General features: G+C 62.0%; 29 protein-coding genes. 9 read left to right on the top strand and 20 right to left on the bottom strand.

Going from position 1 to position 26324, the window contains the following annotated elements; genetic code table 11:
• Nucleotides 1-10 precede the first annotated feature (10 nt).
• A complete protein-coding gene (locus tag GRI58_RS08150; RefSeq protein ID WP_237452185.1) occupies nucleotides 11-811 on the top strand; it encodes a sulfite exporter TauE/SafE family protein in 801 nt (266 codons plus the stop codon).
• A gap of 4 nt (nucleotides 812-815) precedes the next feature.
• Here the strand turns inward: GRI58_RS08150 and GRI58_RS08145 are convergent, their stop codons facing one another.
• From GRI58_RS08145 to GRI58_RS08135, 3 genes are read right to left on the bottom strand one after another with little or no spacing between them, the layout of a single operon-like run.
• Nucleotides 816-1493, bottom strand: a complete 678-nt coding sequence (locus GRI58_RS08145) for a DsbA family oxidoreductase (protein ID WP_160753070.1) — start codon at nucleotides 1491-1493, stop codon at nucleotides 816-818.
• A 2-nt stretch (nucleotides 1494-1495) separates the two neighbouring features.
• Entirely contained in the window at nucleotides 1496-2353 is an 858-nt protein-coding gene (gene nudC, locus GRI58_RS08140; protein ID WP_237452184.1) for an NAD(+) diphosphatase, read from the bottom strand.
• Nucleotides 2354-2366: 13 nt separating this feature from the next.
• Entirely contained in the window at nucleotides 2367-3692 is a 1326-nt protein-coding gene (locus tag GRI58_RS08135) for a serine hydrolase domain-containing protein (RefSeq protein WP_160753069.1), read from the bottom strand.
• Between the two features lie 136 nt (nucleotides 3693-3828).
• Here GRI58_RS08135 and GRI58_RS08130 point away from each other — a divergent pair, with 136 nt between their 5' ends.
• Nucleotides 3829-4050, top strand: a complete 222-nt coding sequence (locus GRI58_RS08130) for a hypothetical protein (protein ID WP_160753068.1) — start codon at nucleotides 3829-3831, stop codon at nucleotides 4048-4050.
• On the opposite strand, the gene GRI58_RS08125 is transcribed toward GRI58_RS08130, so the two are convergent.
• Nucleotides 4047-5069: an NUDIX domain-containing protein gene (locus GRI58_RS08125; protein WP_160753067.1), complete on the bottom strand. Its 1023-nt coding sequence runs from the start codon at nucleotides 5067-5069 to the stop codon at nucleotides 4047-4049. The genes GRI58_RS08130 and GRI58_RS08125 overlap by 4 nt on opposite strands.
• A 29-nt stretch (nucleotides 5070-5098) precedes the next feature.
• On the opposite strand from GRI58_RS08125, the gene GRI58_RS08120 reads away from it, so the two are divergent.
• The 6 genes from GRI58_RS08120 (at nucleotide 5099) to GRI58_RS08095 (ending at nucleotide 12631) form a co-directional block, all read left to right on the top strand.
• On the top strand, nucleotides 5099-5641 hold the full coding sequence (locus GRI58_RS08120; RefSeq protein ID WP_160753171.1) for a DUF721 domain-containing protein: 543 nt from the start codon (nucleotides 5099-5101) through the stop codon (nucleotides 5639-5641).
• 14 nt (nucleotides 5642-5655) lie between these two features.
• Nucleotides 5656-6378, top strand: a complete 723-nt coding sequence (locus GRI58_RS08115; RefSeq protein ID WP_160753066.1) for a thioredoxin domain-containing protein — start codon at nucleotides 5656-5658, stop codon at nucleotides 6376-6378.
• 106 nt (nucleotides 6379-6484) lie between these two features.
• Entirely contained in the window at nucleotides 6485-7237 is a 753-nt protein-coding gene (locus GRI58_RS08110; protein WP_160753065.1) for a DsbA family protein, read from the top strand.
• 28 nt (nucleotides 7238-7265) lie between these two features.
• Nucleotides 7266-10688, top strand: a complete 3423-nt coding sequence (locus tag GRI58_RS08105; RefSeq protein ID WP_160753064.1) for an AAA family ATPase — start codon at nucleotides 7266-7268, stop codon at nucleotides 10686-10688.
• A gap of 45 nt (nucleotides 10689-10733) precedes the next feature.
• Nucleotides 10734-12278 carry a sensor histidine kinase gene (locus GRI58_RS08100; RefSeq protein WP_237452183.1) on the top strand — a complete coding sequence of 515 codons (1545 nt, stop codon included), beginning with the start codon at nucleotides 10734-10736 and terminating at the stop codon, nucleotides 12276-12278.
• A complete protein-coding gene (locus GRI58_RS08095) occupies nucleotides 12275-12631 on the top strand; it encodes a response regulator (protein ID WP_160753063.1) in 357 nt (118 codons plus the stop codon). The genes GRI58_RS08100 and GRI58_RS08095 overlap by 4 nt, the downstream gene beginning before the upstream one ends.
• Nucleotides 12632-12711: 80 nt before the next feature.
• On the opposite strand, the gene GRI58_RS08090 is transcribed toward GRI58_RS08095, so the two are convergent.
• From GRI58_RS08090 to rpmF, 5 genes are all read right to left on the bottom strand, one after another.
• Nucleotides 12712-13080: a MerR family transcriptional regulator gene (locus GRI58_RS08090; RefSeq protein ID WP_160753062.1), complete on the bottom strand. Its 369-nt coding sequence runs from the start codon at nucleotides 13078-13080 to the stop codon at nucleotides 12712-12714.
• A gap of 4 nt (nucleotides 13081-13084) precedes the next feature.
• Nucleotides 13085-13381 carry an integration host factor subunit alpha gene (locus tag GRI58_RS08085; RefSeq protein ID WP_202386878.1) on the bottom strand — a complete coding sequence of 99 codons (297 nt, stop codon included), beginning with the start codon at nucleotides 13379-13381 and terminating at the stop codon, nucleotides 13085-13087.
• A gap of 107 nt (nucleotides 13382-13488) precedes the next feature.
• The gene (locus GRI58_RS08080; protein WP_160753061.1) at nucleotides 13489-14454 is read right to left on the bottom strand and encodes a beta-ketoacyl-ACP synthase 3; all 966 of its coding nucleotides are present in this window, start codon (nucleotides 14452-14454) and stop codon (nucleotides 13489-13491) included.
• Complete coding sequence (gene plsX, locus GRI58_RS08075; RefSeq protein WP_160753060.1) at nucleotides 14451-15512, bottom strand: phosphate acyltransferase PlsX; 1062 nt, start codon at nucleotides 15510-15512, stop codon at nucleotides 14451-14453. The genes GRI58_RS08080 and plsX overlap by 4 nt, the downstream gene beginning before the upstream one ends.
• A 23-nt stretch (nucleotides 15513-15535) precedes the next feature.
• Nucleotides 15536-15715, bottom strand: a complete 180-nt coding sequence (gene rpmF, locus GRI58_RS08070; protein WP_160753059.1) for a 50S ribosomal protein L32 — start codon at nucleotides 15713-15715, stop codon at nucleotides 15536-15538.
• Between the two features lie 224 nt (nucleotides 15716-15939).
• On the opposite strand from rpmF, the gene GRI58_RS08065 reads away from it, so the two are divergent.
• Nucleotides 15940-16335 carry an MAPEG family protein gene (locus tag GRI58_RS08065; RefSeq protein WP_202386877.1) on the top strand — a complete coding sequence of 132 codons (396 nt, stop codon included), beginning with the start codon at nucleotides 15940-15942 and terminating at the stop codon, nucleotides 16333-16335.
• A gap of 8 nt (nucleotides 16336-16343) precedes the next feature.
• Here the strand turns inward: GRI58_RS08065 and GRI58_RS08060 are convergent, their stop codons facing one another.
• From GRI58_RS08060 to GRI58_RS08015, 11 genes are all read right to left on the bottom strand, one after another.
• The gene (locus tag GRI58_RS08060) at nucleotides 16344-17012 is read right to left on the bottom strand and encodes an MBL fold metallo-hydrolase (protein WP_419957034.1); all 669 of its coding nucleotides are present in this window, start codon (nucleotides 17010-17012) and stop codon (nucleotides 16344-16346) included.
• A 165-nt stretch (nucleotides 17013-17177) separates the two neighbouring features.
• Entirely contained in the window at nucleotides 17178-17369 is a 192-nt protein-coding gene (locus GRI58_RS15660) for a hypothetical protein (protein ID WP_237452182.1), read from the bottom strand.
• 410 nt (nucleotides 17370-17779) lie between these two features.
• Nucleotides 17780-18142 (bottom strand): S24 family peptidase, encoded by a 363-nt coding sequence (locus tag GRI58_RS15865; protein ID WP_474093240.1) that lies wholly within the window; start codon nucleotides 18140-18142, stop codon nucleotides 17780-17782.
• A 349-nt stretch (nucleotides 18143-18491) separates the two neighbouring features.
• A complete protein-coding gene (locus tag GRI58_RS08050) occupies nucleotides 18492-19406 on the bottom strand; it encodes an NAD(P)-dependent oxidoreductase (protein ID WP_160753166.1) in 915 nt (304 codons plus the stop codon).
• A 29-nt stretch (nucleotides 19407-19435) separates the two neighbouring features.
• Nucleotides 19436-20881, bottom strand: a complete 1446-nt coding sequence (gene cysS / locus GRI58_RS08045) for a cysteine--tRNA ligase (protein WP_160753058.1) — start codon at nucleotides 20879-20881, stop codon at nucleotides 19436-19438.
• Between the two features lie 32 nt (nucleotides 20882-20913).
• Nucleotides 20914-21834 (bottom strand): DMT family transporter, encoded by a 921-nt coding sequence (locus GRI58_RS08040; protein ID WP_337190923.1) that lies wholly within the window; start codon nucleotides 21832-21834, stop codon nucleotides 20914-20916.
• A 10-nt stretch (nucleotides 21835-21844) separates the two neighbouring features.
• Nucleotides 21845-22516 (bottom strand): nitroreductase, encoded by a 672-nt coding sequence (locus GRI58_RS08035; protein ID WP_160753057.1) that lies wholly within the window; start codon nucleotides 22514-22516, stop codon nucleotides 21845-21847.
• Nucleotides 22513-22944: a hypothetical protein gene (locus GRI58_RS08030; protein ID WP_202386876.1), complete on the bottom strand. Its 432-nt coding sequence runs from the start codon at nucleotides 22942-22944 to the stop codon at nucleotides 22513-22515. The genes GRI58_RS08035 and GRI58_RS08030 overlap by 4 nt, the downstream gene beginning before the upstream one ends.
• Nucleotides 22944-24764, bottom strand: a complete 1821-nt coding sequence (cobT, locus tag GRI58_RS08025) for a cobaltochelatase subunit CobT (protein ID WP_160753056.1) — start codon at nucleotides 24762-24764, stop codon at nucleotides 22944-22946. Before cobT ends, GRI58_RS08030 begins: the two co-directional genes overlap by 1 nt.
• Nucleotides 24765-25424 (bottom strand): fructose-6-phosphate aldolase, encoded by a 660-nt coding sequence (gene fsa / locus GRI58_RS08020; RefSeq protein ID WP_160753055.1) that lies wholly within the window; start codon nucleotides 25422-25424, stop codon nucleotides 24765-24767.
• Between the two features lie 111 nt (nucleotides 25425-25535).
• Nucleotides 25536-26276 carry a PEPxxWA-CTERM sorting domain-containing protein gene (locus tag GRI58_RS08015; protein ID WP_160753054.1) on the bottom strand — a complete coding sequence of 247 codons (741 nt, stop codon included), beginning with the start codon at nucleotides 26274-26276 and terminating at the stop codon, nucleotides 25536-25538.
• Nucleotides 26277-26324: the final 48 nt, after the last annotated feature.

Here is a 26324-nt window from a genome sequence, read left to right as displayed (position 1 = left end):
CGGTAAATCGATGCGCATGGACTTCGTCGCCGCGCTCGATCTGCCCCATGCGGTAGCGGGCCTCCTTGTTGGAACATTGGTCGGGCTGACCGGAGTTGGCGGCGGCTCTTTGATGACACCGCTGCTGGTCCTTTTCTTCGGTGTCAGTCCGCAAACCGCCGTCGGGACCGATCTGCTGTTTGCGGCGATCACCAAGACGGTCGGCAGCGGCATCCACCAGCAACGCAATACGATCGACTGGGGCATCGTGCGCTGGCTGGCCATCGGCAGCCTTCCGGCAACGATACTGACCCTGATCGCGCTGGCGACTGTCGGCGAGATTGGTGAGAACGCTAACCACATCATCGTGGTCGTTCTGGGCGCCATGTTGCTGGTGACTTCAGTAGGATTGGTATTCCAGCGCAAGCTGCTCAATTTTGGCGTGACTCATCCCCTGCCTGCGGCCGAAAGCAAGCGCGCTCCGGTGGCCACGATCGTGCTGGGCGTCGTATTGGGAGTGCTGATCACGATCACCTCGGTCGGCGCCGGCGCCATCGGGGCGACCGTTCTGGTGATGCTCTATCGCCGCACCCCGATCGCACGGATCGTGGGAACCGACATCGCCCATGCCGTACCGCTCGCGCTGATCGCGGGGGTCGGCCACTGGTTTCTGGGAGAGGTCGATTTCGCGCTGCTGCTCAACCTGCTGATCGGATCGATCCCCGGCGTGATCGCAGGCAGCCTGCTGTCGAGCCGTGCGCCCGACAAACTGCTAAGGCTCACTCTGGCCGGAGTCCTGACGGTCTCGGGGGTGCGCCTGCTGCTGCAATAAGCCTTCAGGCGGCGATCTTTTCCGCCACGCGGCGCAGGGAATCGATATAGACTTCAGGCGATTGTGCGCCCGGGATGAGAAACTTTCCCGCCACGATCATCGCCGGAACCCCGGTAACGTTCATGTCCCAAGCGGCGCGTTCCTCGGCGCGGACCTTTTGTGCCAATTCCTCGCTGTCGAGCGCCGCTTCGGCCTCGGCACCATCGAAGCCCTGATCGATCGCGATCGCGATCAGTTCCTCACGCTCGCCGATCGGGCGACGGTGGTGAAAATGCGCGGCGAACAGTGCCAGCTTGAGCGCCGTCTGGCGCTCACTGCCAAAGCTTTCCCCGGCCCAGGTCAGCAGCTTGTGCGCGGCAAAAGTGTTCCACATCATCGCTGGTGGCGCCCGTTCCGGGCCATCGTAGTCCAGCGAAACACCGGCAGCCTGCGCCGCTTCGCGCATCCGCCCCTGCACATCGCGGGATTGTTCGGGTGTAGTGCCGTACTTGCGAGCTATATGCGCTGTGCGCTCTTCCCCCTCGCGCGGCATATCTGGATTGAGTTCGAAGGCGTGCCAGCGAACTTCGGCATCGATCTCGCCGTGGAGCCGTTCGAGCGCCTGCGACAGATTGCCCCAGCCGACCAGGCACCACGGGCACATGACATCGGACCAGATGTCTATCGTCAGAGTTTTTGGCATAATCAGCGCTCCATCCACCAGCGCAGCAGATGGTTGGCAATCGCCTGCGGCGGTGGCGCAATGAAGGGGCCATTACCCTCCAGCGCTGCGCCCACATCCTCGCGCGAATACCACCCTGCATCTGCCAGTTCGGTCGTGTCGAGCGTAATGTCTTCATTATCGCCATAGCCGTGGCAACCCAGCATCAGCTGCGATGGAAAGGGCCATGGCTGGCTGGCCACATAGGTGACATTGCTCACCCGCACGCCGGTTTCCTCCAGCACTTCGCGCGCGACCGCTTCCTCGATGCTTTCGCCCGGCTCGACAAATCCGGCGAGCGTGGAATAGCGCCCCTCAGGCCAGCCCAGACCGCGCCCCAGCAAAAGCTTGCCGTCATGTTCCACCAGCATGATCGTCACCGGATCGGTGCGCGGGAAATGCGGCGCGCCGCAGGATTCGCAATTGCGCTGCCAGCCGCCCTTGGCCAGCTTGGTATTGCCGCCGCAATTGGGACAATAACGATGGCGTGCATGCCAATCGACCAGACTGCGCGCACCGCCATAGATCGCCAGATCATCAGGACTGAGCGCCGCCATCGCCTGCCACACTGCCGGATTGGCAAGACGCGGTCCGGCATCGCCTTGCGGCGGGACAGCGGCAAAGCAGGCGCGCCCGTCGTCGAAACCGAGAAACACCAGCTCCGCATCCTCGGGTGCATCGGCCAGCGTCGTCCACGCCAAACCGCCGGTGTCGTCCATGCCGGGCATCATACCATCCAGCGCCAGCAATCGCGCGCGCCAGTTCATCAATCCGGCAAGTGCGTCCGGATCGGCGCGAACATTGTCCGCCCGATCAATCCGCGAACCGGTAAAAGCTATCATCGTGCAACTATCCTCAGGCGGCCTTCTTCATCTGCATCCCGGCCAGATCCTTCAGAACTGCTGCGGGGAATGCGGTGTGGATTGGATAGGCGTCGGACGGCATATATTGGGTGAACATGCCGGCCCTGAGCCCGGCCTTGAAGCTGACGAAGGCGACCGTACCTGCCGCACCGCCCCAGCCATAGGCGCCATCGGACACCCGGCCACCTGCTCCAAAGCCCTGCCCTTCGATCCACGTGCTCTTGGTGATCGCACCCTTGGGCAATAGATTAGAGGTGCCGACCCGCACCGCACGTTCGGTCATCACCCGCGTACCGTCGATCATTCCGTAGTTCAGCAGCATCTCCAGGAACCGGTCATAGTCGCGCGGGCTCGACACCAGCCCTGCCCCGCCGAACGGAAACGCCGGCTTGTCGAGATAGATCGAGGACGCCGCCGGATCGATCGGGAACAGCGTTCCGCTGACCACGGCATAATTGGTCGTCAGGCGACCGACGTCCTTTTCTGGAACCTGGAAGAAGGTGCTGGTCATGCCGCAAGGTTCGAAGATTTTCGTGCGCAGGAATTCGTCGAACGGCATCCCGCTGACCACTTCGATGACCCGGCCCATCAGGTCGAGACCGACCGAGTAGCTGAACTTTTCGCCCGGCTGCAGCACCAGCGGAACCTTGGCGAGGCCGTCGGCGAAATTGGCCAGCCCTTCGACCGGCTTGGCGCGCCCCAGCTCCGGCAAGGGCAGGCGACTGACTTGCCCCGGAACCAGCCCGTTCTTTTCATACAGATCCTTGATCGGACCGTTCTGTATTATCGAATAGCCCAAGCCCGCTGTATGGGTCAGCAACATGCGAATGGTGATCGGCTGCTTGGCCGGTTCGAGATTGTCCGGCGTCACCGGGCCATCGTAAACCTTCTGCACCATCATGTTCTTGAACGCGGGGAGAATTTCATACAGCGGCTGGTCCAGCCCCATCTTGCCCGCGTCGATCAGCATCATTGCCGCCATGCCGGTGATCGGCTTGGTCATCGAATAGATGCGATAGAGGCTGTCGATCCCGGCAGGCGCGTCCTGCCCAATGGCCAGATTGCCCTTGGCGATCACCTGCGGGGCCTGCGTCCCCCAGCCCAGCGCCGCGACCATATTGGCAAGCTTGCGCGGGTCGACATAGCTGTCGATCAGTTCGCTCACATGCGGCCAATGCATGCCTGCATGATCGCCCTGCGCCAGCACGCGCCGCGGCACCACACCCGCGGCCAGAACAGCGCTGCCTGCCAGCAATCCTCCGGACCGGATCAGGGCGCGACGTGACAAGGCGATGCTGTCGAAAGCAGTCTGTGGCATGGAGTTCCTCTTCCTGAACGCAAATTCGATGCTTGTTATGGCGAGGCTTTGTGAACCCCCCATTGCAAAATGCAACCATTCTTAGTGCTTTGGCCAAGGTCTTGCATCCATAAGCTGTATTACCTACCTACAGCACATGCTTAATGTTCTCGCATGGCTGTTCGGGCTTGTTTCGCTGGTGCTGGTGATTCCGGCTACCATACCCTTCCTCGGCTGGGCCAACTGGTTCGCTCTGCCCCTGATCGTGGTAGGCGTTATCCTTGGCCAGATGTCGAGCCATCGCTCGGGGCGCAACCTGTGCATCGTGATCCTGCTGGTTGCAGTGATCCGCCTCAGCATCGGCGGCGGGGTACTTTAAAGCGCCAGCCGCGCTGCCTTGGCAAACAGAGTCGGGAGTCCGGCCTCGTCGATATCGGCGATCGGCCACCATTGCCCCTCCCCATCCGGCTGGATGCAATCGGTCTCGACAGGTCTCAACACCGCCAGCTCGATCGCAAAATGCGTGAAGGCGTGGCGCACCAGCCCAAGGCTTTCGAAGCGACCATCAAGCGGCGGATCGCCCGAACCGTCGCCCCTCGCCGACCAGCCATCGTCCGGAAGCGCGCGCATTCCGCCCAGCATCCCGCGCCCTTCGCGGCGCACCAGCCACACCGCACCGTCACGCTCGATCCAATAGGCCCGTCCCTGCCGCACCGGCTTGGCTTTCTTCGGCGGTTTGACCGGGAAGCGCGCCGGATCCCCGCTAGCACGCGCGGCGCACATATCGCGCAAGGGGCATAGCAGGCATTTGGGATCGCGCGGGGTGCAGATCGTCGCCCCAAGATCCATCATCGCCTGAGCAAAGTCTCCGGCGCGCTCGGCAGGCGTGATCGTATCGGCTTTCTCGCGGATCGCCTTGCGCACGCCCGGCAGCGGATCGCCCAGGGCAAACAGCCGCGCGACCACCCGCTCGACATTGGCATCCACGACCACGGCGCGACGCCCGAAAGCAATCGCCGCCACCGCAGCGGCAGTGTAGTCCCCCACGCCGGGGAGTGCGCGCAACTCGCTCTCCATGTCCGGAAAACCGCCCATTTCGGCGACTGCTCGAGCACATGCGACCAAATTGCGGGCACGCGAATAATAGCCAAGCCCGGCCCACGCCGCCATCACATCTTCATCGCTCGCCGCGGCCAGAGCTGCAACCGTGGGCCAGCGCTCGATGAATGCGGCGAAATAGGGTTTCACCGCCTGCACCGTGGTCTGCTGCAGCATTACCTCGGACAACCACACGCGATAGGGATCGGGTGCAGGCGTTCCCGGAGGCGCACGCCATGGCAGACTGCGAGCATGACTCGCATACCAGTCGAGAAGGATGTCTGAGATGCTGGCGGACACGGACGCGCTATGGCATGAGAGCTGCGCTCATGGAACGAGATAGCACCACCAAAACCGGCAAAACGGGGGGCAAACCCGCACCACGCCGCTATCAGCGCCCGCGCGGAGGCGCGGCGCGACCGATTGCCGAGCTGATGCCGCAAATCGGCCGCACCGCTTTTCGCCGATTCGGATTCGTGCAATCCTCGGTGGTCACACGTTGGCCCGAAATCGTCGGAGAAACGCACGCGAAAGTCTGCGCGCCCGAGGCGATCCGCTTTCCTCCCGGCGAAAAGTCGGAAGGCATTCTGCAACTGGTGGTCGTGCCTGCCCACGCACCGTTGATCCAGCACGTGATCCCGGAGATTATCGAGCGGGTGAATCGCTTTTTCGGCTATCGCGCGGTCTCCCGCGTCAAGCTACGGCAAGGTCCGGTTAAGCTGGATCGCGACACGGAAAGGCCAAGTTCGCCACCTTCTCTCAAGCCGATCCCGATGGAACTGGGAGATAGCCTGCGCGATATCGGCGATCCGGAATTGAGGGCAGTGCTCGAATCGCTTGCGCGCAGTGTTGCGTCGGGCGAAAACGACTGAAACAAGGGAAACGCATGACTTTCTGGCTCAGGATAACCGCCGTACTTGCTGCGGCCACGCTGGTGGCAAGCGGACCGATCGCTGCACAGGACGGCGCTCAGAACTGGAACACAGCAGTAAAGGTTCAGGACGACGGCCATATTCTTGGCAATCCGGACGCACCGGTAAAGCTGGTTGAATTCATGAGCTACACCTGCTCGCATTGTGCCGAATTTCTGGATGATGGCGAAGGTGCTATCCGCCTTGCCTATGTGCCCTCTGGCAAGGTCAGCTTTGAAATCCGTCACTTGCTGCGCGACCCGGTGGACCTGACCGCCGCCGTGCTGACCCAGTGCGGCGACCCGAAGAAATTCATCGGCAATCACGACGCGATCCTGAGCAAGCAGGAAGAATGGATGAAGACCGCGCGCGATACGACGCAGGCACAACGCTCGCGCTGGCAGTTCGGCACGGTTGCCGCGCGCATGCAGGCAATAGCCAGCGACCTGGGGTTCTACGATATCCTCGAAGCGCGCGGATACACGCGGCCCGAACTGAACCGTTGCCTGTCAAACGAAGGGAAAATAAAGTCCCTCGCCGACACCAGCCAGCGCGATATCCAGACTTACAACCTGGAGGGTACGCCAAGCTTCCTGATCAACGGCAAGCTGGTCGACGCACACAACTGGGCCACTCTCCAACCGGAGCTCGACAAGGCCGTAGCCGCGCCGGAAATGGCCAGCGACAAGCAGCCCTGAACTCATCGCCCCTGCTGCAGACTGTTCAAAAGCGCCTAGGCGCGCTTCACCGAACGGACCGGCTGGGCTAGCATTTTCTGTCCAAAGCCGAAGGATCGATCCTACAATGCCACATCGCTTTCGTCTCGTTATCGCCGCCCTGCTTTCGCTTGCGCTGGTCGCCTGCGGTTCCAAGGCCGACACCAGTTCAGGCGCTGCGCCGGAAGGCAAGCCCGTCGCCGCCACGCCCGCCCCACAGGGCAAGCAATGGCGCAATGTGGTGCAGAAGACCTCTTTCGATGGCTATCTGGTCGGAAACCCCGATGCCCCGATCAAGCTGGTGGAATATGGTTCGCTGAGCTGCCCGGTCTGCGCGCGTTTCGGGCAGGAAGGCTACGAGCCGCTGATGAACAATTACGTCAACACCGGCAAGGTGAGCTACGAACTGCGCAATTTCGCAGTTCACGGCCCGATTGACCTCGTCCTGGCGCGGATCGTGCGCTGCGGCTCGACCGAGGCGGTGATGCCGCTGTCCGAGCAGGTCTGGATGGATATCCCCAAGCTGATCGAACCTCTCGAAGAGAACCAGGCCGGTTATCAGGCGGCGATGAACCAGCCGATGAATCAGCGCTTCATCGCGATTGCAGAGGCCGCCAAGCTGTTCGACTTCTTTGCCCAGCGCGGGATTAGTCCCGCACAAGCGAAGCAATGTCTGGCCGATGTGCCGGCGATGGAGAAACTCGCCAATGATACGCAGGAACAGGGCGACAAGTTCAACATCAACGCCACTCCGACCTTCTTGATCAACGGTCAGAAGCTCGACAATGTGACCACCTGGTCGGCACTCGAACCCGCCTTGCAGCGCGCCGGCGCTCGGTAGGCGCGGGCGCGGGGGGCCGATAGCGACGATGCTCTTCCGGCAGCTCAGACTGAGCGGCTTCAAGAGCTTCGTCGAGCCGTCCACCCTGCGCATCGAACCGGGGCTGACCGGCGTTGTCGGTCCCAACGGTTGCGGCAAGTCCAACCTTCTCGAAGCTATACGCTGGGTGATGGGCGAAAATTCGCCCAAATCCATGCGGTCTGGCGGGATGGAAGATGTCATATTCGCCGGGACCGATCGCCGCCCTCCCCGCGATTTCGCCGAGGTCGTGCTCCAGGCGACCGGTGACGACGGCGAGGATTTCGATGTCGTCCGCCGGATCGAGCGTGGCGCTGGCAGCGCCTATCGCCTCAATGGCAAGGACGTCCGGGCCAAGGACGTTGCGCTGACTTTTGCAGATGCGGCCACCGGAGCGCACAGCCCCGCTCTCGTCAGCCAGGGCAAGATCGCGCAGGTGATTGCCGCCAAGCCGACCGAACGCCGCATGATGCTGGAAGAGGCTGCCGGTATCGCAGGCCTCCACGTACGCCGCCGCGATGCGGAATCGAAACTCCGCCAGACCGAGGCCAACCTCGCCCGGCTCGAAGACCTGATGGCCGGACTCGACAGCCAGATTGCCTCTCTGCGACGGCAGGCAAAGCAGGCCGAACGCTATCGCAAGCTGTCCGACGACATCCGCCAGGCCGAAGCGCGGCTGGTGTTTGCGCGCTGGCGCGATGCCGCCGCCGCTGCCGATGAAGCGAAACGTGCCGCCGGTGCAGCCGATGCGGCAGTCGAACAGGCCAATTCAGCGGCCAGCACAGCGCAAAAGGCCCAGCGGGCGGCAGCAGAATCGCTCGCCGAAGCGCGCGAGGAGCAGGCCGATCGGCGCGATGATGCCAGCGCTCATGGCCATCGCATGGCCGCACTCACCAGCCAGCTCGAGGCCGCAGAACAGCGTCTCGCCGATCTCGACCGCCAGCGCGAACGGCTGGAGGCGGATCGTGGCGATGCCGACCGGCTGACCAGCGATGCCGCCGCGGCGCTTTCACGGCTGGAGAAGGAACTGGCCGCGAGCCAGAAATCGCTCAAAGCCGACGAACAGCGCCGCCCCTCCCTGATCGCGCAATCCGAAGACGCCGAACGCGCCAGCCGGGCCGCCGAACTCGCCCTCGCCAAAGCCACCGCCGACAACGCCGGGGTAGAGGCGGAGTGGCGCGTGGTCGAAGCCGAGATCGCACAGGCGCAGTCGCGGCTCGACCGGCTCGAAGGAGAACAGCGACGACTGGCGGACCAGCGCGCCGCGTTGCTGGCGCAGGGTGACGGCAAAGCGGCTCGCGATGCCGCACAACAGCAGGTGGACCGGTCGGCGAAGGCCATCGTGGCTTCGCGCAAAGCTCTCGAAGCGATGCAGGGCCGCAAAGCCAGCTTGCAGCAGGCGCGCGACGAGGCCGGCTCGGCGCTGGCCTCGGCAAAGGCAGAACTCGCCGGGATCGAACGCGAGTATGAGGCCCTGCGGCGCGATCGCGAAGCGCGTGCGCGGGCCGCGGGCAAGCGCGCGGGCAAGCGGCAGGCGCTCGACGCGGTGCGCGCAAAAAAGGGGTATGAGCGCGCCCTAGCCGCCGTCCTCGGACGCGACGGCAAGGCCGTGCTGGGGGAAGCCGAAGGCGAGGACGGTCGGTTCTGGACTGGCGCCAGCGCGCCTTCTCCGGTCGCTGACAATCTCGCGGCACACCTGGCCGATTGCCCCGATGAGCTCGCAGCAAGACTGGCACTGGTACATGTCGCAAAGGAAGACGACGACCGCGTTCTTGGCCCCGGCGAATGGTTGGTGACGCTCGACGGAAGGCTGCGTCGCTGGGATGGCTTCGTCGCGCGCGGTGAAGGTGCGGCAGAAGCGGCAAGGCTGGAGGCGGAAAACCGCTTCCACGAACTGGAAGACCAATTGCCGGCCCTGCGCGACGCCGTAAACACTGCCGCAAGCGCGCAGGATCAAGCCGCGAGCGAGTTGGCCGAATTGCAGCGCACGCTCATTGCTGCGGAGCGACAGGTGAACGAGGATGCCGAGGGCGAGCGGCAGGCGTTGCGCGCACTCGATCAGGCCGAGGCTGCGCTCGAACGAATTGCCACGCGCTCTGCCGAACTCGACGTCGCTCTGGACGAGCAGCAGACCGCCATCGAGACTGCACGCACCGATCTGGCCACCGCGGAAGCCAAGCGCGACGCCCTGCCCGATCCGGCCGCAGGGCGCGCCGGGCTGGAAGCTGCGAGGGCCAAGAACGAAGCCGCACGCACCACCTTGCAAGCGCGTATCGCCGAGTTGGCCGCACACGATCAGGGGCTCGCCGTCGCGCGCGAGCGGACGGCGGCGCAGCGCAGCGACATGGCCAACTGGCAGGCCCGCTCGAGCGAAGCGGCGCGGCGTCTATCCGACATGGCCCGGCGCTTCGAGGAAATCGAAGAGGAGCGCGCGGTTGTCGCCGCCAAGCCCGAGGGGCTGATGCGTGAGATCGAGCAAGGCGATGCGGTCCGGGAACGGCTGACGCGCGATCTTGCCGAAGCCGAGGCCAGACTGAAGTCGGCCAGCGAGGCGGCTGACGAAGCGGATCGTGCCTTTGCCGCCGCCAACGAAGTGCTGGCCGAAGCGCGCGAGAACCGCGCCGGGCTGGCGGCACGCGCGGAAAATCAGGAAGCCCGCCGGATCGAGATGGCGCGCATCTCGGGCGAGCGTTTCCAGTGCCCTCCTCCCCTGCTGGCGGACAAATTTGGGTTCGAGCCGGACACTGTTGCCAGTGCCGAAACCGAAGGCGAGGAAATGGACCGCCTCAGCGCCAGCCGCGAGCGGATCGGTCCGGTCAACCTCGTCGCGGCCGAGGAACTGGAGAAGATCGAGGCCGAACATGGCGCAAGCGCGGAGGAACAGGCGGAACTGGCCGAAGCGGTCAATCGCCTGCGCGGCTCCATCGGATCGCTCAACCGCGAAGGACGCGAGCGGTTGCGCGCTGCGTTCGAACAGGTCGATGCCCATTTCCGTACGCTGTTTTCGCAATTGTTCGAAGGTGGGCAAGCTCATCTGGCGCTGATCGACAGCGACGATCCGCTTGAAGCCGGGCTTGAAATCTATGCCCAGCCGCCGGGCAAGCGGCTGCAATCGCTCACCCTGCTGTCAGGCGGCGAGCAGGCGCTGACCGCTGTGGCGCTGATCTTCGCGCTGTTCCTGACCAACCCCGCGCCGATCTGCGTGCTCGACGAAGTCGACGCCCCGCTCGACGATGCCAATATCGAACGCTTCTGCGACCTGCTCGACGCAATGGTGAACGAGACCACCACCCGCTATCTTATCGTCACGCACAACGCCGTGACCATGAGCCGGATGCACCGCCTGTTCGGTGTAACGATGATCGAAAAGGGCGTTAGCCGACTTGTCAGCGTGGACCTTGGCGGAGCGGAGGAACTGCTGGCGGCGGAATAATGGTGGCTTGCCCGGATCGACACCGGCACGCAACACGCACAGACATTGCAACCTGCTGCGATTGCTGCTTCAGACTCAATCCCGGTTCAAAATGATGAATTTGCGTATTTTGCTGCAGGACATCCCAATTTGTGGGACTGGTGGAGAATCGCATATCTATATTTGCCTATGAACATAGATTTTGAACAGGTTCTCGGCCTTTCGCCGAACCCCTATGTGCTGATGGACAGCGATCTGCAGCTCGTCTGGATGAACGATGCCTATTTGCGCGCGACGATGCGCGAGCGCGGGGCGATCATCGGGCGAAAGATGTTCGAAGCCTTTCCAAGCGAGGGTGAAAGCTTCCAACTGCTTTCCTCCTCGCTCGAGCATGTACTGAAAACGGGTGAGCCGGACGAGATCGCACTGATCCGCTATCCGATTCAAAATCGCGACGGCTCTGTGGACACCCACTATTGGAGCGCGACGCATACGCCGATCCTTCGCGACGGTTCAGTCGAGTTCATTCTTCAACACACAGTCAACGTCACCGAAATTGAAAAGCTGCGTCAGACCCGCGACGAGATGGGAATCATGCGACGCGCGCAATCCGTTCAGGCGGAAAACCTCAGCCTGAAGAACGAAACCAAGGCCTTACTCGACTATTTCGAACATGCGCCAAGCTTTACAGCAGTTTTGTTGGGTCCGGACCATCGCTTTGGCGCGGCCAACGAGGCCTATCGCAAACTCGTCGGTCGCGAGGATCTTATCGGGCAGACTGTCGCCAGTGTCCTGCCGGAAGTCGTGGATCAAGGCTTCGTAACGCTCCTCGACAAGGTCTATCAGAGCGGCGAGGCCTATCTGGGCCAGCAAGAGGAACTTTCGCTAGCCGTAGACGGTCAACCGGAGCACCAGAAATTTGTGCTGAACTTCGTCTACCAGCCGATATTCGATGATGACGGTTCGGTATCCGGCATTATCGTTCAAGGCCACGACGTCTCCCAGGAAGTACAAGCGATCGAGCGGCAAAGCGTCCTCGTCAACGAGCTTAACCATCGGGTCAAGAACACGCTTTCGATCGTGCAGGGTCTGGCGATGCAATCGCTCAAGGACCGGGAGGCCGAGGAAGGTAGAGCGATTTTCAATGCCCGGCTCCGCGCGCTAGCAGCTGCTCACAATCTGCTGACCGAGGCATACTGGAAAGAAGCGCTGGTCGAAGAAATCGTCAAAGCGACCAGCGAAGCTGCCGTCGGCGAGGCCATACGGCAATTCGATTTGGACGGCGACCGGGTCATGCTCGAACCGCAGGCGGCGGTATCGCTGGCAATGATCGTTCATGAGCTTTGCACCAACGCGTTGAAATACGGCGCGTTATCCTCGGACAAGGGACGGATAAAGGTTCGCTGGAAGCGAGATCCTGAAGCAGCAAGCCGGTTCATTTTCTCCTGGGAGGAGAAGAATGGTCCACAAGTTTCAACACCGCAGGGCACCGGATTTGGAACCAGATTGATTTCCCGCGGTATTGATCAAAACGGTGAGGAAAGCGCGATAATTACGTTCGACCCGAAAGGCATGCGTTATACGATGCGTGCTGGATATTTTCAGCAATGAACATCGCTGGCTTGGAAGTCCTGCTTGTAGAAGACGAGATCATAATCGGTTTCGCGCTCGATGATCTTGTGTCGGACCTGGGCGCTCGCACGACACTTGTGACCACAATCGAAAATGCGATATCGACACTGGCGGTCCGAAAGTTCGATCTGGCCATTCTGGATGTCAACTTGCACGGCGAACTTACCTATCCCCTGGCCGATCTTCTCTCAGAGCAAGGCTGTCTGTTCATATTTGCCACCGGATACGGCGCCGTTGCGCATCCCGACCGTTTCGCCAACGTTCCGACCGTGAGCAAGCCGTATAGTTCGACCGAAATCCTCGCCGCGCTGAAGCAAACCGAAACGACTTAGCTTAACGCATCGTCGCACAAGGATAAGGCTCGAATATCGGCCAACCCTGCCAGTTTGAGAGTCTATTACAGACTCTGAGTTCAGTCCTGTAATGCTTCAACCAAGGTTGCACGAAGGGTTTTCAACCGCGGTAGGACGTCTTGCGCCGGCTCCGTTCGTATCGATTTTTCCCGCGCGGGCGCTTCGCCTGCTGGTCCACTTTTCAAAGCCCCCTTCGCGCCTTTCAGCGTGTAGCCTTCGCGGTTTACCAGACGGTCGATCGTGCGGACCGTTTCGACATCTTCGGGACGATAATAGCGCCGCCTACCACTGCGCTTCAGTGGCTTGAGCGTGGGAAACTGCTGTTCCCAATAACGCAACACATGGGGCTTGATGCCGAGCGCTTCGCTGACTTCGCCGATGGTGCGCAGCGCACCATCATCCTTGCCGTCGTCGAACAGCCCGGCCATCAAGTCAATCCTTGGATATCCGGTCCTTGAGCAACTGGCTCGCCCGGAAAGTCAGCACGCGGCGCGGCGTGATCGGCACTTCCACCCCGGTCTTGGGATTGCGGCCTACCCGCTCGCGCTTGTCACGCAGGATAAAGCTACCGAAACCGGAGATCTTGACGTTCTCTCCCTCGGTCAGAGCCTTACCCATCTTGTCGAGAATCGATTCGACCATATCGAGCGATTCCGCTCGACTGAGGCCCATTTTGCGGTTGATCGTTTCAGCCAAATCAGCGCGTGTCAAAGTACCGACAGATCGCATGTCGCCTCCCTCCTATTGCCAGCGCGACCCGGCAGTTTCCTGTCTTGGAGACATACAATATTACGCCTCGTTTCGCAATAACTTGCAGCTATCGAGGGGTGCTGCATTCATATGCGCAGGAGAGCAGCTCCCCATGTGAATCCGCCGCCCATGGCTTCCAGCATGACGAGCTGGCCCTTCTGGATACGGCCATCACGGACGGCCTGGTCAAGCGCAAGAGGTACCGAGGCGGCCGAAGTGTTGGCATGCTGGTCCACCGTCACGACCACCTTTTCGGCGGGCAGACCAAGCTTGCGTGCAGTGGCATCGAGGATCCGGGCATTGGCCTGATGCGGCACCACCCAATCGATATCCGAAGCTAGGAAACCCGCCTGTTCAAGCACTTCCCTCAGGACATCGGCAAGGTTCACGACGGCGTGACGGAAGACCTCGCGCCCTTTCATCCGCAGCTTTCCGACCGTTCCGGTCGTCGCGGGACCGCCGTCGACATAGAGCAGTTCCTGATGCGCGCCATCTGCGTGCAGCTTGCTGGCGAGAATGCCGGGGCCGTCATCGGTTACGTCCTGCGCCTCAAGCACAATCGCGCCCGCCCCGTCGCCGAACAGCACGCAGGTCGTACGGTCTTCCCAGTCGAGAATGCGGCTGAACGTTTCCGCGCCGATAACCAATGCGCGCTTCGCCATGCCGGTGCGCAGCATCGCGTCCGCGGTGGTAACGGCATAGAGAAAGCCAGAGCACACCGCCGCAACGTCGAAGGCGATCCCGCCACGGCAGCCGAGCGCGGCCTGAACCTGCGTCGCGGTGGCGGGGAAGGTGTTGTCGGGTGTGGCGGTCGCCAGAACGATCAGATCGATGCTGGCTGCTTCGATATCCGCCGCCTCGATCGCGCGCTCGGCCGCTTGAGTCGCCAGCGTGGAGGTCGATTCGCCCTCACCGGCGATATAGCGTTGGCGAATACCGGTACGCTCGACGATCCACTCGTCGGTCGTATCCACCTGCTCCGCCAGTTCGGCATTGCTCACCAAGCGCTTCGGCAGCGCGGACCCTGTACCCAACAGAACGGAGCGAATCACTTTGCGGCTGCCTCACCGCGCGTCGAATCGCGCAGGCGATCCTCGCCCAGTTCGGCCAGATCCTGTGCGATACGATTGGTGATATCATCCTCCAGCAGGCGCGCGGCGACTTCTACCGCATTGGCGACACCCTTGGCGCTGGCGCTGCCATGGCTCTTCACCACCACGCCATTGAGGCCAAGGAAGACAGCGCCATTGTGATTGTTGGGATCGAGGTGGTGACGCAGCAACTCGGTCGCCGGACGCGACACGAGGAAACCGACCTTTGACCGGAACGACGAACTGAAGGCATTGCGCAGCAAGTCGGTAACGAAGCGCGCGGCGCCCTCGATCGCTTTCAGCGCAATATTGCCGGAAAAGCCATCGGTGACGATCACATCGCAATCGCCGCGGTTGATCTTGTCGGCCTCGACGAAGCCCTCGAATGTGAGCGCCAGGCCCGTTGCGGCCTTTAACTGGGAGGCAGCGTCCTGCAATTGCTCGGTGCCCTTGGTTTCCTCGGTTCCGATATTGAGCAGGCGCACGCGCGGCGCATCATAGCCATGCACGATGCGAGCATAGGCAGCGCCCATGATTGCGAACTGGACGAGGTTGCGCGCGTCGCATTCGCGATTCGCGCCGAGGTCGAGCATGACCACGTCTTGATCCTTGAGCGTGGGGATCAGCGCAGCCAGCGCGGGCCGATCGATACCGGGCATGGTGCGCAGCGCGAGTTTGGACATCGCCATCAAGGCACCGGTGTTGCCCGCGCTGACGGCAGCGCCGGCGGCACCGTGCTTTACCGCATCGACAGCGAGGCCCATGCTGGTGGTCTTGGCACGGCGCAGCGCCTGGGTCGGCTTCTCGTCGCCGCCGACCACATCGTCGCAATGGAGGATCTCGGACGCCCCGGTTAGACCCGGATGATGGGCCAGTGCGGTTTCGATGCGCTCGCGGTCGCCCACCAGCAGGAACTGGAACTTATCATGTCGGCGACGCGCAAGCGCGGCACCTTCTACCATGACGCGCACGCCCTCGTCGCCGCCCATCGCGTCAACGGCGATACGCGGCAAACTCATGGCGACCTCCAGCTAATTGTCGGTCAGAGACCGACAGCTACGACTTCGCGACCGTTGTAATAGCCACAATGCGGGCACAAATTGTGCGGGCGCTTGAGCTCACCACAATTGTTGCACTCATGGAAGGCCTCGACCTTCAGCGAATCATGCGCACGGCGGTTGCCGCGGCGGTGGGGCGAAACTTTTCTCTTGGGGACGGCCATGGTGGCACCTGTTCCTCAAATGCTTGAATATCGTCTGTGGTGGCCGCCCTAGGGGAAGGTCTGATAACGCACAAGTGCGTTACCACATATTCCAGCCCGTGACGGGGAACGCGGGCCTATAGCGATTTCTCCAAGAGATGCAAGCGGGGGACAAAGCCGACGCATCCGATTGCCGCCATCCGGGCGACTGGATAGCACATTTCGCAGTTAACGGGAGAGTATCCATGATCGTCTTGCCGATTACATTGACTTCCGCCGCCTCGGCGGCGCTCATCAATCTCTGGCTGGCTGTTCGCGTGGGGCAATTGCGTATGCGCCTTAAGGTGGTCCACGGCGACGATGGCGGCGGCCCCCTGACTCGGCGGATGCGCGCACAGCTCAATTTCGTCGAGAACACAGCCTTCGTACTGGTGCTGATCGCGGCCATAGAACTGGCGCGACCAGGCCAATTGTGGCTCGCGGTGGTGGCGGGCGCCTACATGCTCGCGCGCGTTGCACATGGCATCGGAATGGATGGCGAGACCGCCACCAAGCCGCGCGAGATCGGGGTACTCGTGACCATGCTGACCCAATTGGGCCTGGCGATCGTCGCTGCCCTGATCGCTGCACGAGTGATGTAGCGGCCGGATCAGCTCAGGGCGTAATCGCTGACGAAGGCGTTGGTCTTGCGTTCCTGACCGAAAGTGCTGGTGGGGCCGTGACCGGGGATAAAGGTCACGTCCTCGCCCAGTGGCCACAGCTTCTGGGTAATCGCGTCGATCAGGTCCTGATGGTTGCCCATGGGAAAATCGGTGCGACCGATCGAGCCCTGGAACAGCACATCCCCAACCACGGCGAATTTGCTCGGGCGGTGGAAGAACACCACGTGTCCGGGCGTGTGGCCGGGGCAATGGATCACTTCCAGCTCCAGTTCGCTCACCGTCACCGTGTCTCCATCCGACAGCCAGCGATCGGGTTCGAACACCTGCCCGCGAATACCGTATTTGCAGCCATCCTCATCCAGCCGACTGATCCAGAAACGGTCGGCCTCATGCGGCCCTTCGATGGGCAGGCCGAGTTCCTTGGCGAGCACACCCGCCTCCCCGCAATGATCGATATGGCCGTGGGTGATGAGGATCTTTTCCAGCTCCACCCCGGAATTGGCGACGGCTGCCATCAACTTGTCGAGATCGCCGCCCGGATCGATCAGCGCGCCCTTGTTGGTGGAAGTGCACCAGATTAGCGAGCAGTTCTGCTGAAGCGGTGTAACGGGCACGATGCCGGCTTTCATCGGCGGCGTTGTTGAGGTTTGCGTCATGCGGAGGAAAGTGGCGGCGTGCGCACGGGATTGCAAGGTTGGGGCGAATGTCCGGAACCGGCCCTATTGTGATGAAAAACTCCATCGTCCGTTTTGGTCGGCAACAATAGAATTTGGATGCATCTCTCGACACAGCAATGATTCAACCAGCGAACTCACTCTGTATCATTGTTGCCAGAAGTTAGGCTCCAGCTTGGCGGGTCCGACTTTTTCAACAGAATAGGGTCGTTTGCTGACATGACAAGAATCGCACATCTTGCGATGATTGAGGTAGCCGAGAGTTTGACTAATGTCCTTGGCGCGGCGTCTCGAAGTCATAGTAGGCATCCCCGCGTGGATCATAATGGCAGCAGCCATGTTTCTACGTGAACCGGGCGAAGAACCGCCAATCTGGGGCTTTTTCGCAGCAGGCATATTCTTCTTGGTCTGGACATTCCGTTTTCTCTCTGAGGAGAAGAAGTTCTTTCAAGATTGAGCAGCGTCGTGCGACGTCCAGTTCCCACCCCAAAAGCTGCTGCTGCCAAAGCAACGCTGTGACAATCTCTGTCCTACAGCGAACAATCTTGCCACATTCGGAACTGCTCTTTGAAATCGTCGATTTACGCCACGCCAGCACCGTTTGACCTTTCGGCAAACGGGCGTGCTTTCGCCAAAGCAACGAAAGTCACACCACGATATCGAAAATAGCGCCCAAACTCTTGTGATATCGTATGATAATTCAAAAGGTCACAGGTTTCAAAAACCGCTACAGCGTTCCACAGCTCGGATCACTCCCGAGTGAAGAACCTCAAATCCTCCCTCCCTTCCACACCACACGCCCGATGACCTCCACCTCCTCGCGAGCGAGGTCGATCGGGGGATAGGCCTCGTTGGCGCTGATCAGCGCGACGCGGCCGGGTGGGCGGTACTGGAGCTGTTTGACGTGCAGCGCATTCGCCGATGCGAACCACGAACACGCCCTCGCCCGAACGCTTGTTGCGATCCACGAAAACCTCGTCTCCCGAACGCAGCAGCGGCTCCATACTGTCGCCTTCGACACTTTCCGATTCTCGCGCCGCTTGCCGCGCGAGCACGAATTTGCCGTGGCCGGTCAGCTGGTTGCCGATGCCAGTGTAATCGAAGTAGATCATCGGATTGCGCCCAATCCTCGCCTCGCGGTACGGTGCGAGATCCCGTCGCTGAAAGATAGCTGACCGGCCGACGCAAGCGGGCTTCCAGCCTGAACCGGAAGCCCGCCGCCAGACGTCGGCGACCCGAAGGACGTCAGGCTGGCTGTTGTGCATCTGGGCAGCGCGACGGCATCATGAAACGGAGGCCTAAAAATCCGACGGAGGGGGGCATCGGATTTGCAAGGCTTTGCCCGAACCACGGCGCGCGCTGCCCGTTCGACCGTAGTAAGCGCGCATGCATGTCCCGGCGGTGTCGCGGAAATTAAAACGCCGTAAGTTGGTATTGCTCGCCTGTGGAGCGGGCGGAGCGCTAATAGCCCAGTTCGAGATCGAGTTGCGGCGTGACCGGCTCACCCCGATGCCAGTTGGTAAGGTTCTCGATGAAGCGATCGGCCGAGCGCATGAACATCTTGGTCTGCGCGCGGCCCGACAGGTGCATTGTGATTTGCGCATTGTTAAGCGCCCACAACGGATGCTCGGGCGGAAGCGGCTCAGGCGTGGTAACGTCGAGCAGCGCGGCCTCGATACTCCGCTGCTGCAAGGCTGCCACCAGCGCGTCCTGATCTACGACATTGCCGCGCGCGATATTGACCAGCACGGCGTTGGATTTCATCTTCGCAAGTTCGTCCGCCCCGATCATCGCCTCGGTCTCCCCGGTCGCGGGTACGGCCAACACAACCCAGTCGAAGTCGCCCAGCTGCGCGCGCCATTCGTCCGGGCCGAGCGCGCCATCGGCACCCGAGCGGCGCACCGGCACCACGTCCATGTCGAATGCCTCGAGCCGGGACTTGATGAGCGACCCGATCGCGCCGAGACCGAGCAACAGCACCCGCTCACCTGCAAGCTCGCGCTTTCCGGGGCTGTCCATCAGCCACTCATGCCGTCCCTGTGCGTGGACCACATCGCGATAGCCCTTGGCATGGGCGAGCATCAGCATCACGACATATTCGGCTATGGTGATCGCGTTGATCCCCGCCCCGTTGGTCACCACCGTCCCACGATCGCGCAACATGTCGAGCGGCAGGAAGTCGAGCCCCGCGTAGATCGAGTTGAGCCATTTGAGCCCCGTCGCCGCGCGGACAGTCTCGATCATCGGAGCATGTTCGGTAAAATCGAACCAGCCGATCTCCGCTTCGGGTGCGAGTTCGAGCGCCTGTTCCTTGCTCATGAACCAGCGCGGCTCGATCCATCCGGGCAAGCGCGGTTCGACCAGCGGGCGGATCATGCCCGACAGGACGGCGACAGTTTTCCTGCTCACAATTTCCACTCCCAACCCAGCGGGTCGCCGTCCATCACCTCGATACCATCGGCCATCAGTTCGTCGCGAATCGCGTCCGAGCGGGCGAAGTCACGGGCAGCGCGGGCATCCTTGCGACGCTCGAGCGCGTCCTCGACATCCTCCTCATCCAGCTCCGCATCCTTGGGTCTCAGGCGCAGGTCGGCACGGGTGAGATTGAGCAGATCGAGCCCCAGCACCTCGTCCATCCGCGCGATCGCCGCGCGCTTGGCATCGGGATCGACCTTCTTGACCGCCAACGCCTCTTCCAGTGCCACCAAAGCTTGCGGCGTGTTGAGATCATCCGCGATGGCTGCCTCAAAACGATCCGCCATCGGCGCGAGCGCAGGGTCGCGCCTGGCAGATTGCTCGCCATCACCCAGCCGTTCGACGGCGATCAGGATGCGTTTCAACCGGGTCAGCGCCGCGCCCAGCCCCTCCCAGCTGAACTCCAGCTCACTGCGGTAATGCGCCTGCAGGCACAGCATCCGGTAGGCGAGCGGGTGATACCCCTTGTCGCTCAGCAGTTGGAGCCGCAGGAACTCGCCGCTCGACTTCGACATTTTGCCGGACCGTTCGACGAGGAAATTGTTGTGCATCCAGATCCGCGCACCGCTGGCACGCGGATCGTCGAGCGAGCCGCAGCCGCAAAACGCCTGATTCTGGGCGATCTCGTTGGGATGGTGGATTTCGCGGTGGTCGATGCCGCCGGTGTGGATGTCGAAAGGAAAGCCGAGCAGCTCGCCGCCCATTACCGAACATTCGAGATGCCAGCCCGGCGCGCCCTTGCCCCAGGGGCTGTCCCACTCCATCTGGCGCGTCTCGCCCGTCGGGGTCTTGCGCCAGATGGCGAAATCGGCGGCGTTTCGCTTACCAGCGACGGCCTCGATACGCCCCTCTCCCTCTTCGGTGACGGCGCGCGCGAGCCTGCCATAATCGGCCACGGTCGAGACATCGAAATATAGCCCGCTGTCGAGTTCGTAGCAATGCTTCGGCGCGATCTCTTTCGCGAAATCGATCATCGCCTCGATATAATCGGTCGCCACCGACCAATGCGCGGGCTGGCGAATGTTCAGCGCCTTCACATCGGCCCAATATGCCTCTGTGTAATGTTTCGCGATATCCCAGATCGATTGCGCCTTTTCAGCCGCCGCCTTCTCCAGCTTGTCCTCTCCCGCATCGGCATCGTCGGTCAGGTGGCCGACGTCGGTGATGTTGATGACATGGGTGAGCTTGTAGCCCTTGTAGCTCAGCGTCCGGCCCAGCACGTCAGCGAACACATAGGCGCGCATATTGCCGATATGGGGGTAATTATAGACCGTCGGACCGCAGCTGTAGACGCGCGCTTCGCCCGGATGGACGGGTTCGAAAGTTTCAAGGCTTCGCGTCAGCGAATTGAACAGCTTGAGCGGCATGTCTGTCATGGCACTCGGGCTTAAGCGGCACGTTCGCGCAGTCAAGCACCATGCGCGATCAGCAGCAGCGCCACCCCGCCGGTGATGAGAGCAAAGCCAACCGCCTCGCGCCGGGAGAGCCAGCGGCCCGCCATCCCGCGCGAGACCAGCGCAACCACCGGCATCTCGATCAGCGCAAGCGTGCGGACATTGGCAGCAATGGTCTGCGAATAGGCAATAAACCAGCACGCAGTGGCCGACCCGCCGAGCATCCCGGCAACCACACACAGACGCCATTCACGCAGCGAATTGCGCAAGGGCGACATGTCTGTGCTGGCAAACCACGCCAGCAATATGACGGTCTGGATCGCCAGCGATATCACCAGCATGATGAGGCTTCTCATGAGGAAGCTGCTTTGGGGTACGGCATGGATCGCTGCAGAAAAGCAGATCGTGGCAAGGCCGAACAAGCCCCCGCTACCCACGCCCGTCAACACCGGTTTCCAATCGGCAAGGCTGCTCCAGCTATCGCCCTGCTTGAGCGATGCCATCACGACCCCGCAGGTCACTACCATCACCGCAACCCAGCCGAGCACGGGCAGGTTCTGGCCCAGCAGGATCAGGCCGAACAGTGCGACGATGACAGGCTCTGTCTTGATATAGGCGTAGGCGACGCCGAAATCGCGCTTGGCCATGACCACCAGCATCAGCCATGTGCCGAAGATCTGGACCACGGCCCCGGCCACCACCCATCCCAGCGCGTGGGGGCCGATCCGCGGCAAGCGCTCTCCACTGAATATCAGGTAGCCAACGAACAGCACGATCGCCATCGGCAACCCGAAGATAAAGCGCGCCTGCGTCCCGCCCAGCGGCCCGACCTTGGCGGATAGCCGCGCCTGCGTGGCGTTGCGGAACACCTGCATGGTGGCCGCCGCCAGCGTGAACGGGATCCACAGCCAGCTCACCGGGAGATTTGCGGTCACGCGGGCAGGCTCAGAAGCCGTCCCAGCGGATGGCTTCGTCGAGCGGGGCGCGCTTTACCGGGAAATTGTTCACCGGGGCATCGGCATCGCGATAGCCGATCGCCATGCCGCAGAAGAAAATGTGGTCTTCAGGAATATCGACCATTTCGCGCACCTGCGGGCTGTACGCGGCCCATGCCTCTTGCGGGCAGCTGTCCAGCCCCTCCTCGCGCAGCAGCAGCATGACGGTCTGCATCCACATGCCGATGTCGCTCCACTGCGGCGGACCCATATATTTGGGCGTATGGACCAACATCAGCACGGGCGCGCCAAACGCCTGAAAATTACGCGCGAACCATTGGAGCCGCTGCGCCTTGTCCTCGCGAGCAATGCCCATCGCGGCATACATATCCTCGCCCACGCCGAAACGCCGCGCTTCGTAAGCACCGTCAAGTTCGGGCGGATAGATATTATATTCCGGCGCCAGCGCCGCGCGGCCCTTGGGAAACTCCCCTGCCACCCGCGCGAACAGCGCCTGCATAGGCTCCCCGGTAAGCATGACCGCATTCCACGGCTGGACGTTCCCGCCCGAAGGCGCGCGCTGCGCCTGTTCGAGCACGCGGGTTACGATAGCGCGGTCGACAGGCTGGTCGGTGAACGCGCGGATCGAGCGGCGCGTAGCGATGGCTTCGGAGACTTTCAATTTTCAGGCCTTTTGTTTGTCTCGCGGACTGATGGTAGAGAATCTTCGCGGCAGATAATTTCCACACATTGGTCCACACCGACGACCAGCCAGTGAGTTAAGTCTGATACGAGTGCACTAGTCGACTCTCCGCGTATCCGTGCAAGATAATCGCTCTTTGCGAGCGTATAGATCGTCGCTACCCCAACATTCTCGGTGTGCCGTGCGGACCAATAGTCGAGCATATCCGCTTCATCCTGTGAGCAAAAGCTGACGGGGCGTAAAAAGCAGATCACAAATGATCGAACATGATCGTGGATTGTGATTTCAAGCTCTCGACGTTCAGAGGACCAGCTTACGCTTGTGATTTCATATAGCCCTGCCCACCCGCCGGAGTTGGGTGGCTGCTTTTGTGCAACAACAAAACCCGATGGAACGATTACGTCCATCACTCCACCTCGAACAACGCCGCCAGCTGTTCGATGATCGTTCCGCCCAGCTGCTCGACGTCCATGATCGTTACCGAACGCTTGTAGTAGCGGGTCACATCGTGGCCGATGCCGATGGCGGCGAGCTGGATCGGGGATTGCTTCTCGATCCAGTCGATCACCTTGCGCAAATGACTTTCCAGATAGCCCGCCGCATTCACGCTCAGGGTCGAATCGTCGACCGGCGCGCCGTCGCTGATGACCATCAATATGCGGCGGTCCTCGGGGCGGCGGAGTAGGCGGTCGTGCGCCCATAGCAGCGCCTCACCGTCGATGTTTTCCTTCAGCAGCCCCTCGCGCATCATCAGCCCGAGGTTGCGGCGCGCGCGGCGCCAGGGCTCGTCGGCCTGCTTGTAGACGATGTGACGCAGATCGTTGAGGCGACCGGGATTGGCGGGGCGGCCATCGGCCAGCCACATATCGCGCGCCTGCCCGCCCTTCCACGCGCGGGTGGTGAAGCCGAGAATCTCGGTCTTGACCCCGCAGCGTTCCAGCGTGCGGGCGAGGATGTCGGCGCTGATCGCGGCGATGCTGATCGGCCGCCCGCGCATACTGCCCGAATTGTCGAGCAGCAGCGTCACCACCGTATCCTTGAACTCGGTATCACGCTCGATCTTGTAAGACAGCGCGTGGCCGGGGCTGACCACCACGCGTGTCAGTCGCGCGGCATCGAGCATCCCCTCTTCCTGGTCGAAGTCCCAGCTGCGGTTCTGCTGCGCCATGAGCCGCCGCTGGAGCCGGTTGGCGAGCCGTGTGACAACGCCCTGCAATCCGGCGAGCTGGCTGTCGAGATAGGCCCGCAGCCTCTCCAGCTCCTCCAGATCGCACAGCTCACCCGCCTCGACCACCTCGTCGAACTTGGTGGTGTAGGCGGTGTAGTTGAAATTCTCGGGCAGCTCGGTCCAGGGGCGATTGGGGCGGACGGGCATCATGCCTTCCTCGCCCTCTTCCGACGGGTCGCCCTCGCCCATTTCCTGCTCGCCCTCGACCTCTTCGCCGTCGGCTTCGCCGTCTGCATCGCCCTCGGCGGTCTCGCCCGCAAGTTCGGCGGCCTGCGGATCGGCAGAGCCCTGGTCCTCGCCCTCCTCGTTGTCCTCGGGCGTTTCGCCTTCCTCGTCCTCGCCTTCCTCGCTGTCCGCGCTGTCACGCTGCTCAGGGCGGGTGAGATCGAGGTTACGCAGCATGTCGAGCGTCAATTGCTGGAACGCGCGCTGGTCGGAGAGCTTGTCGGCCAGCGCACTCATATCGCCGCCTGCCTTCTCCTCGATCCATTCGCGCACCATGTCGACTCCGGCGCGGGCGCGCTCGGGGATCGGCTGGCCGGTCAGCGCCTCGCGCAGCATCAGCGACAGCGCGGTAGGCAGCGGCACTTCCTCGGCGCTGCTCGCGCGGGTGATCGGATCTGCGGCGGTCCGCACGTCGAGGGCGGAGGCGAGATTGCCGCGAATCCCGTCGAAACGGTTCGCGCCGATCGCTTCGTAGCGAACCTGCTCGACCGCATCGTAGCACGCCCGCGCAATCGGCTCGGACGGTGCGCCGCGGGCATGGACGCCCTCGTTATGGTGCCGCAGCCTGAGCGCGAAACTATCCGCAAAGCCGCGCGCTTCACGCGCCTGATCGGGCGGCAAATTGCGCCCCGGCAAAGGCACGCGGAAATTGCGCCCGCTGGAGCTGGGCGCATCGGCGGTCCAGGCGACCTCCACCTCGGCCTCGTGCGCCAGCGCACGGGCGGTGCCGGTCAGGGCCTGCCGGAACAGGTCGAGGGGAGTTTGCTCGGTCACTTATGCGGTCGGGATCGACTGACCGGTCTTGGCCCAATCGGCGAGGAAGCCTTCGATGCCCTTGTCGGTCAGGACATGGTTGGCAAGGCCGGTGATCACCTTGGGCGGCGCGGTCATCACATCCGCCCCGATCCGCGCGCATTCGAGCACATGGACTGGATGGCGGACGCTGGCGGCGAGAATTTCGGTCTCGAACGCGTAATTGTCGTAGATCAGGCGCATGTCGCGGATCAAGTCCATCCCGTCGAAGCCATTGTCGTCATGACGGCCGATAAAGGGCGACACAAAGGTCGCCCCGGCCTTGGCCGCGAGCAATGCCTGATTGGCGGAGAAGCACAGCGTTACGTTGACCATGGTGCCATCGCCCGTGAGCTTGCGACAGGTCTTGAGCCCTTCGATCGTCAGGGGCACCTTGATGCAGACATTGTCGGCGATCTTGCGCAGCGTTTCCGCCTCACGCATCATGCCGTCATGGTCGAGCGCGACCACTTCGGCGCTGACTGGACCATCGACGATCCCGCAGATTTCCTTGGTCACCTCCATGAAGTCCCGCCCCGATTTGTGGATCAGGCTGGGATTGGTGGTGACGCCGTCGATCAATCCGGCTTCGGAGAGTTCGCGGATGGCGTCGATTTCGGCAGTGTCGGCAAAGAATTTCATAATGCAGCGGGACTCCGGCTGAGATGTTCTGCCCGCCTACAAACAAAACGCCCCGGCAAGCAATGCCGGGGCGCATGTTTTGTCGATTGCACCGCCCGAAAGGGCGCGCGATCAGGCGTAAGTAAGCGTGGTTGTCGGACGCTTGCGGCGCAGCATCCCGCCGACCATACCGAAGCCCAGGATCATCAGCGCCCATGCCGCCGGTTCGGGAACCGCAGTTTCCGGAACGCTGTAGGTCAATGACTTGATCTTGAACCCGTCGCGCTTGCTGTCGGGGTTCGAGAAAGCCGCACCGATCAGCCAGACGTTCGCGGTATTGCCGACCGAGTTGATGTCGCGGCTCTGCGAGCCGTTGCCGTTCGAATTGGAGGCGTAGGTCGAGAAGTAGCTGGAGAGATCCGACGCGCTCGTACCGGAGATGTAGGAGATGTCGCTCGCCCAGTTGAAGCCTGCCAAATCGATGAAACCGATGGTGGCATCAGTGTCGTTGTAGTAGTCGCTGCCGCCGTAATAGCCGGTCTTGAACAACGCCTTGTCGAGTGTCACTGACTGGTCGAAAGCAAGGATGACGAAATCGGTGTAACCCTGATTGTCGATCGTGTGCGAGCCGTCGTTGGCGTTGTTGAGAACGCCCATGCCATTGCCCGACCAGCTGCCCAGCTTGGCCGTTTCGACCTTGGCTTTGTTGTTAATACTGAACGCCGAGACCTTTACGTTGACCGTGCCATCGGTGAACGACTTGCTCGGCTGATAATTGGCACCGCCATTGTCGAACAGAATCTGTCCGGCGGATGCAGGAACCGCAGCGCTTAGTGCAGCCGCCGCAACGATAGTTGGAAGAAGGTAACGCATGAAAAACCCCTGATTGTCCATCTAAGACCCGCCGATTCGAATGTCGCG

The organism is Qipengyuania algicida, assembly GCF_009828025.1.
Lineage (GTDB): Bacteria > Pseudomonadota > Alphaproteobacteria > Sphingomonadales > Sphingomonadaceae > Qipengyuania > Qipengyuania algicida.
The sequence above is the reverse complement of the archived record's forward strand: the minus strand, read 5'-3'. Positions and strand labels throughout refer to the sequence as shown.

Bases quoted from the DNA above. Each gene is read 5' to 3' on its own strand.
- GRI58_RS08150 (WP_237452185.1), top strand. From the start codon at position 11: ATGCGCATGGACTTCGTCGCCGCGCTCGATCTGCCCCATGCGGTAGCG.
- GRI58_RS08145 (WP_160753070.1), bottom strand. From the start codon at position 1,493: ATGCCAAAAACTCTGACGATAGACATCTGGTCCGATGTCATGTGCCCG.
- nudC (WP_237452184.1), bottom strand. From the start codon at position 2,353: ATGATAGCTTTTACCGGTTCGCGGATTGATCGGGCGGACAATGTTCGC.
- GRI58_RS08135 (WP_160753069.1), bottom strand. From the start codon at position 3,692: ATGCCACAGACTGCTTTCGACAGCATCGCCTTGTCACGTCGCGCCCTG.
- GRI58_RS08130 (WP_160753068.1), top strand. From the start codon at position 3,829: ATGCTTAATGTTCTCGCATGGCTGTTCGGGCTTGTTTCGCTGGTGCTG.
- GRI58_RS08120 (WP_160753171.1), top strand. From the start codon at position 5,099: ATGGAACGAGATAGCACCACCAAAACCGGCAAAACGGGGGGCAAACCC.
- GRI58_RS08115 (WP_160753066.1), top strand. From the start codon at position 5,656: ATGACTTTCTGGCTCAGGATAACCGCCGTACTTGCTGCGGCCACGCTG.
- GRI58_RS08110 (WP_160753065.1), top strand. From the start codon at position 6,485: ATGCCACATCGCTTTCGTCTCGTTATCGCCGCCCTGCTTTCGCTTGCG.
- GRI58_RS08105 (WP_160753064.1), top strand. From the start codon at position 7,266: ATGCTCTTCCGGCAGCTCAGACTGAGCGGCTTCAAGAGCTTCGTCGAG.
- GRI58_RS08095 (WP_160753063.1), top strand. From the start codon at position 12,275: ATGAACATCGCTGGCTTGGAAGTCCTGCTTGTAGAAGACGAGATCATA.
- GRI58_RS08090 (WP_160753062.1), bottom strand. From the start codon at position 13,080: ATGGCCGGGCTGTTCGACGACGGCAAGGATGATGGTGCGCTGCGCACC.
- GRI58_RS08085 (WP_202386878.1), bottom strand. From the start codon at position 13,381: ATGCGATCTGTCGGTACTTTGACACGCGCTGATTTGGCTGAAACGATC.
- plsX (WP_160753060.1), bottom strand. From the start codon at position 15,512: ATGAGTTTGCCGCGTATCGCCGTTGACGCGATGGGCGGCGACGAGGGC.
- rpmF (WP_160753059.1), bottom strand. From the start codon at position 15,715: ATGGCCGTCCCCAAGAGAAAAGTTTCGCCCCACCGCCGCGGCAACCGC.
- GRI58_RS08065 (WP_202386877.1), top strand. From the start codon at position 15,940: ATGATCGTCTTGCCGATTACATTGACTTCCGCCGCCTCGGCGGCGCTC.
- GRI58_RS08060 (WP_419957034.1), bottom strand. From the start codon at position 17,012: ATGACGCAAACCTCAACAACGCCGCCGATGAAAGCCGGCATCGTGCCC.
- GRI58_RS15660 (WP_237452182.1), bottom strand. From the start codon at position 17,369: ATGGCTGCTGCCATTATGATCCACGCGGGGATGCCTACTATGACTTCG.
- GRI58_RS15865 (WP_474093240.1), bottom strand. From the start codon at position 18,142: ATGATCTACTTCGATTACACTGGCATCGGCAACCAGCTGACCGGCCAC.
- GRI58_RS08050 (WP_160753166.1), bottom strand. From the start codon at position 19,406: ATGATCCGCCCGCTGGTCGAACCGCGCTTGCCCGGATGGATCGAGCCG.
- cysS (WP_160753058.1), bottom strand. From the start codon at position 20,881: ATGACAGACATGCCGCTCAAGCTGTTCAATTCGCTGACGCGAAGCCTT.
- GRI58_RS08030 (WP_202386876.1), bottom strand. From the start codon at position 22,944: ATGGACGTAATCGTTCCATCGGGTTTTGTTGTTGCACAAAAGCAGCCA.
- fsa (WP_160753055.1), bottom strand. From the start codon at position 25,424: ATGAAATTCTTTGCCGACACTGCCGAAATCGACGCCATCCGCGAACTC.
- GRI58_RS08015 (WP_160753054.1), bottom strand. From the start codon at position 26,276: ATGCGTTACCTTCTTCCAACTATCGTTGCGGCGGCTGCACTAAGCGCT.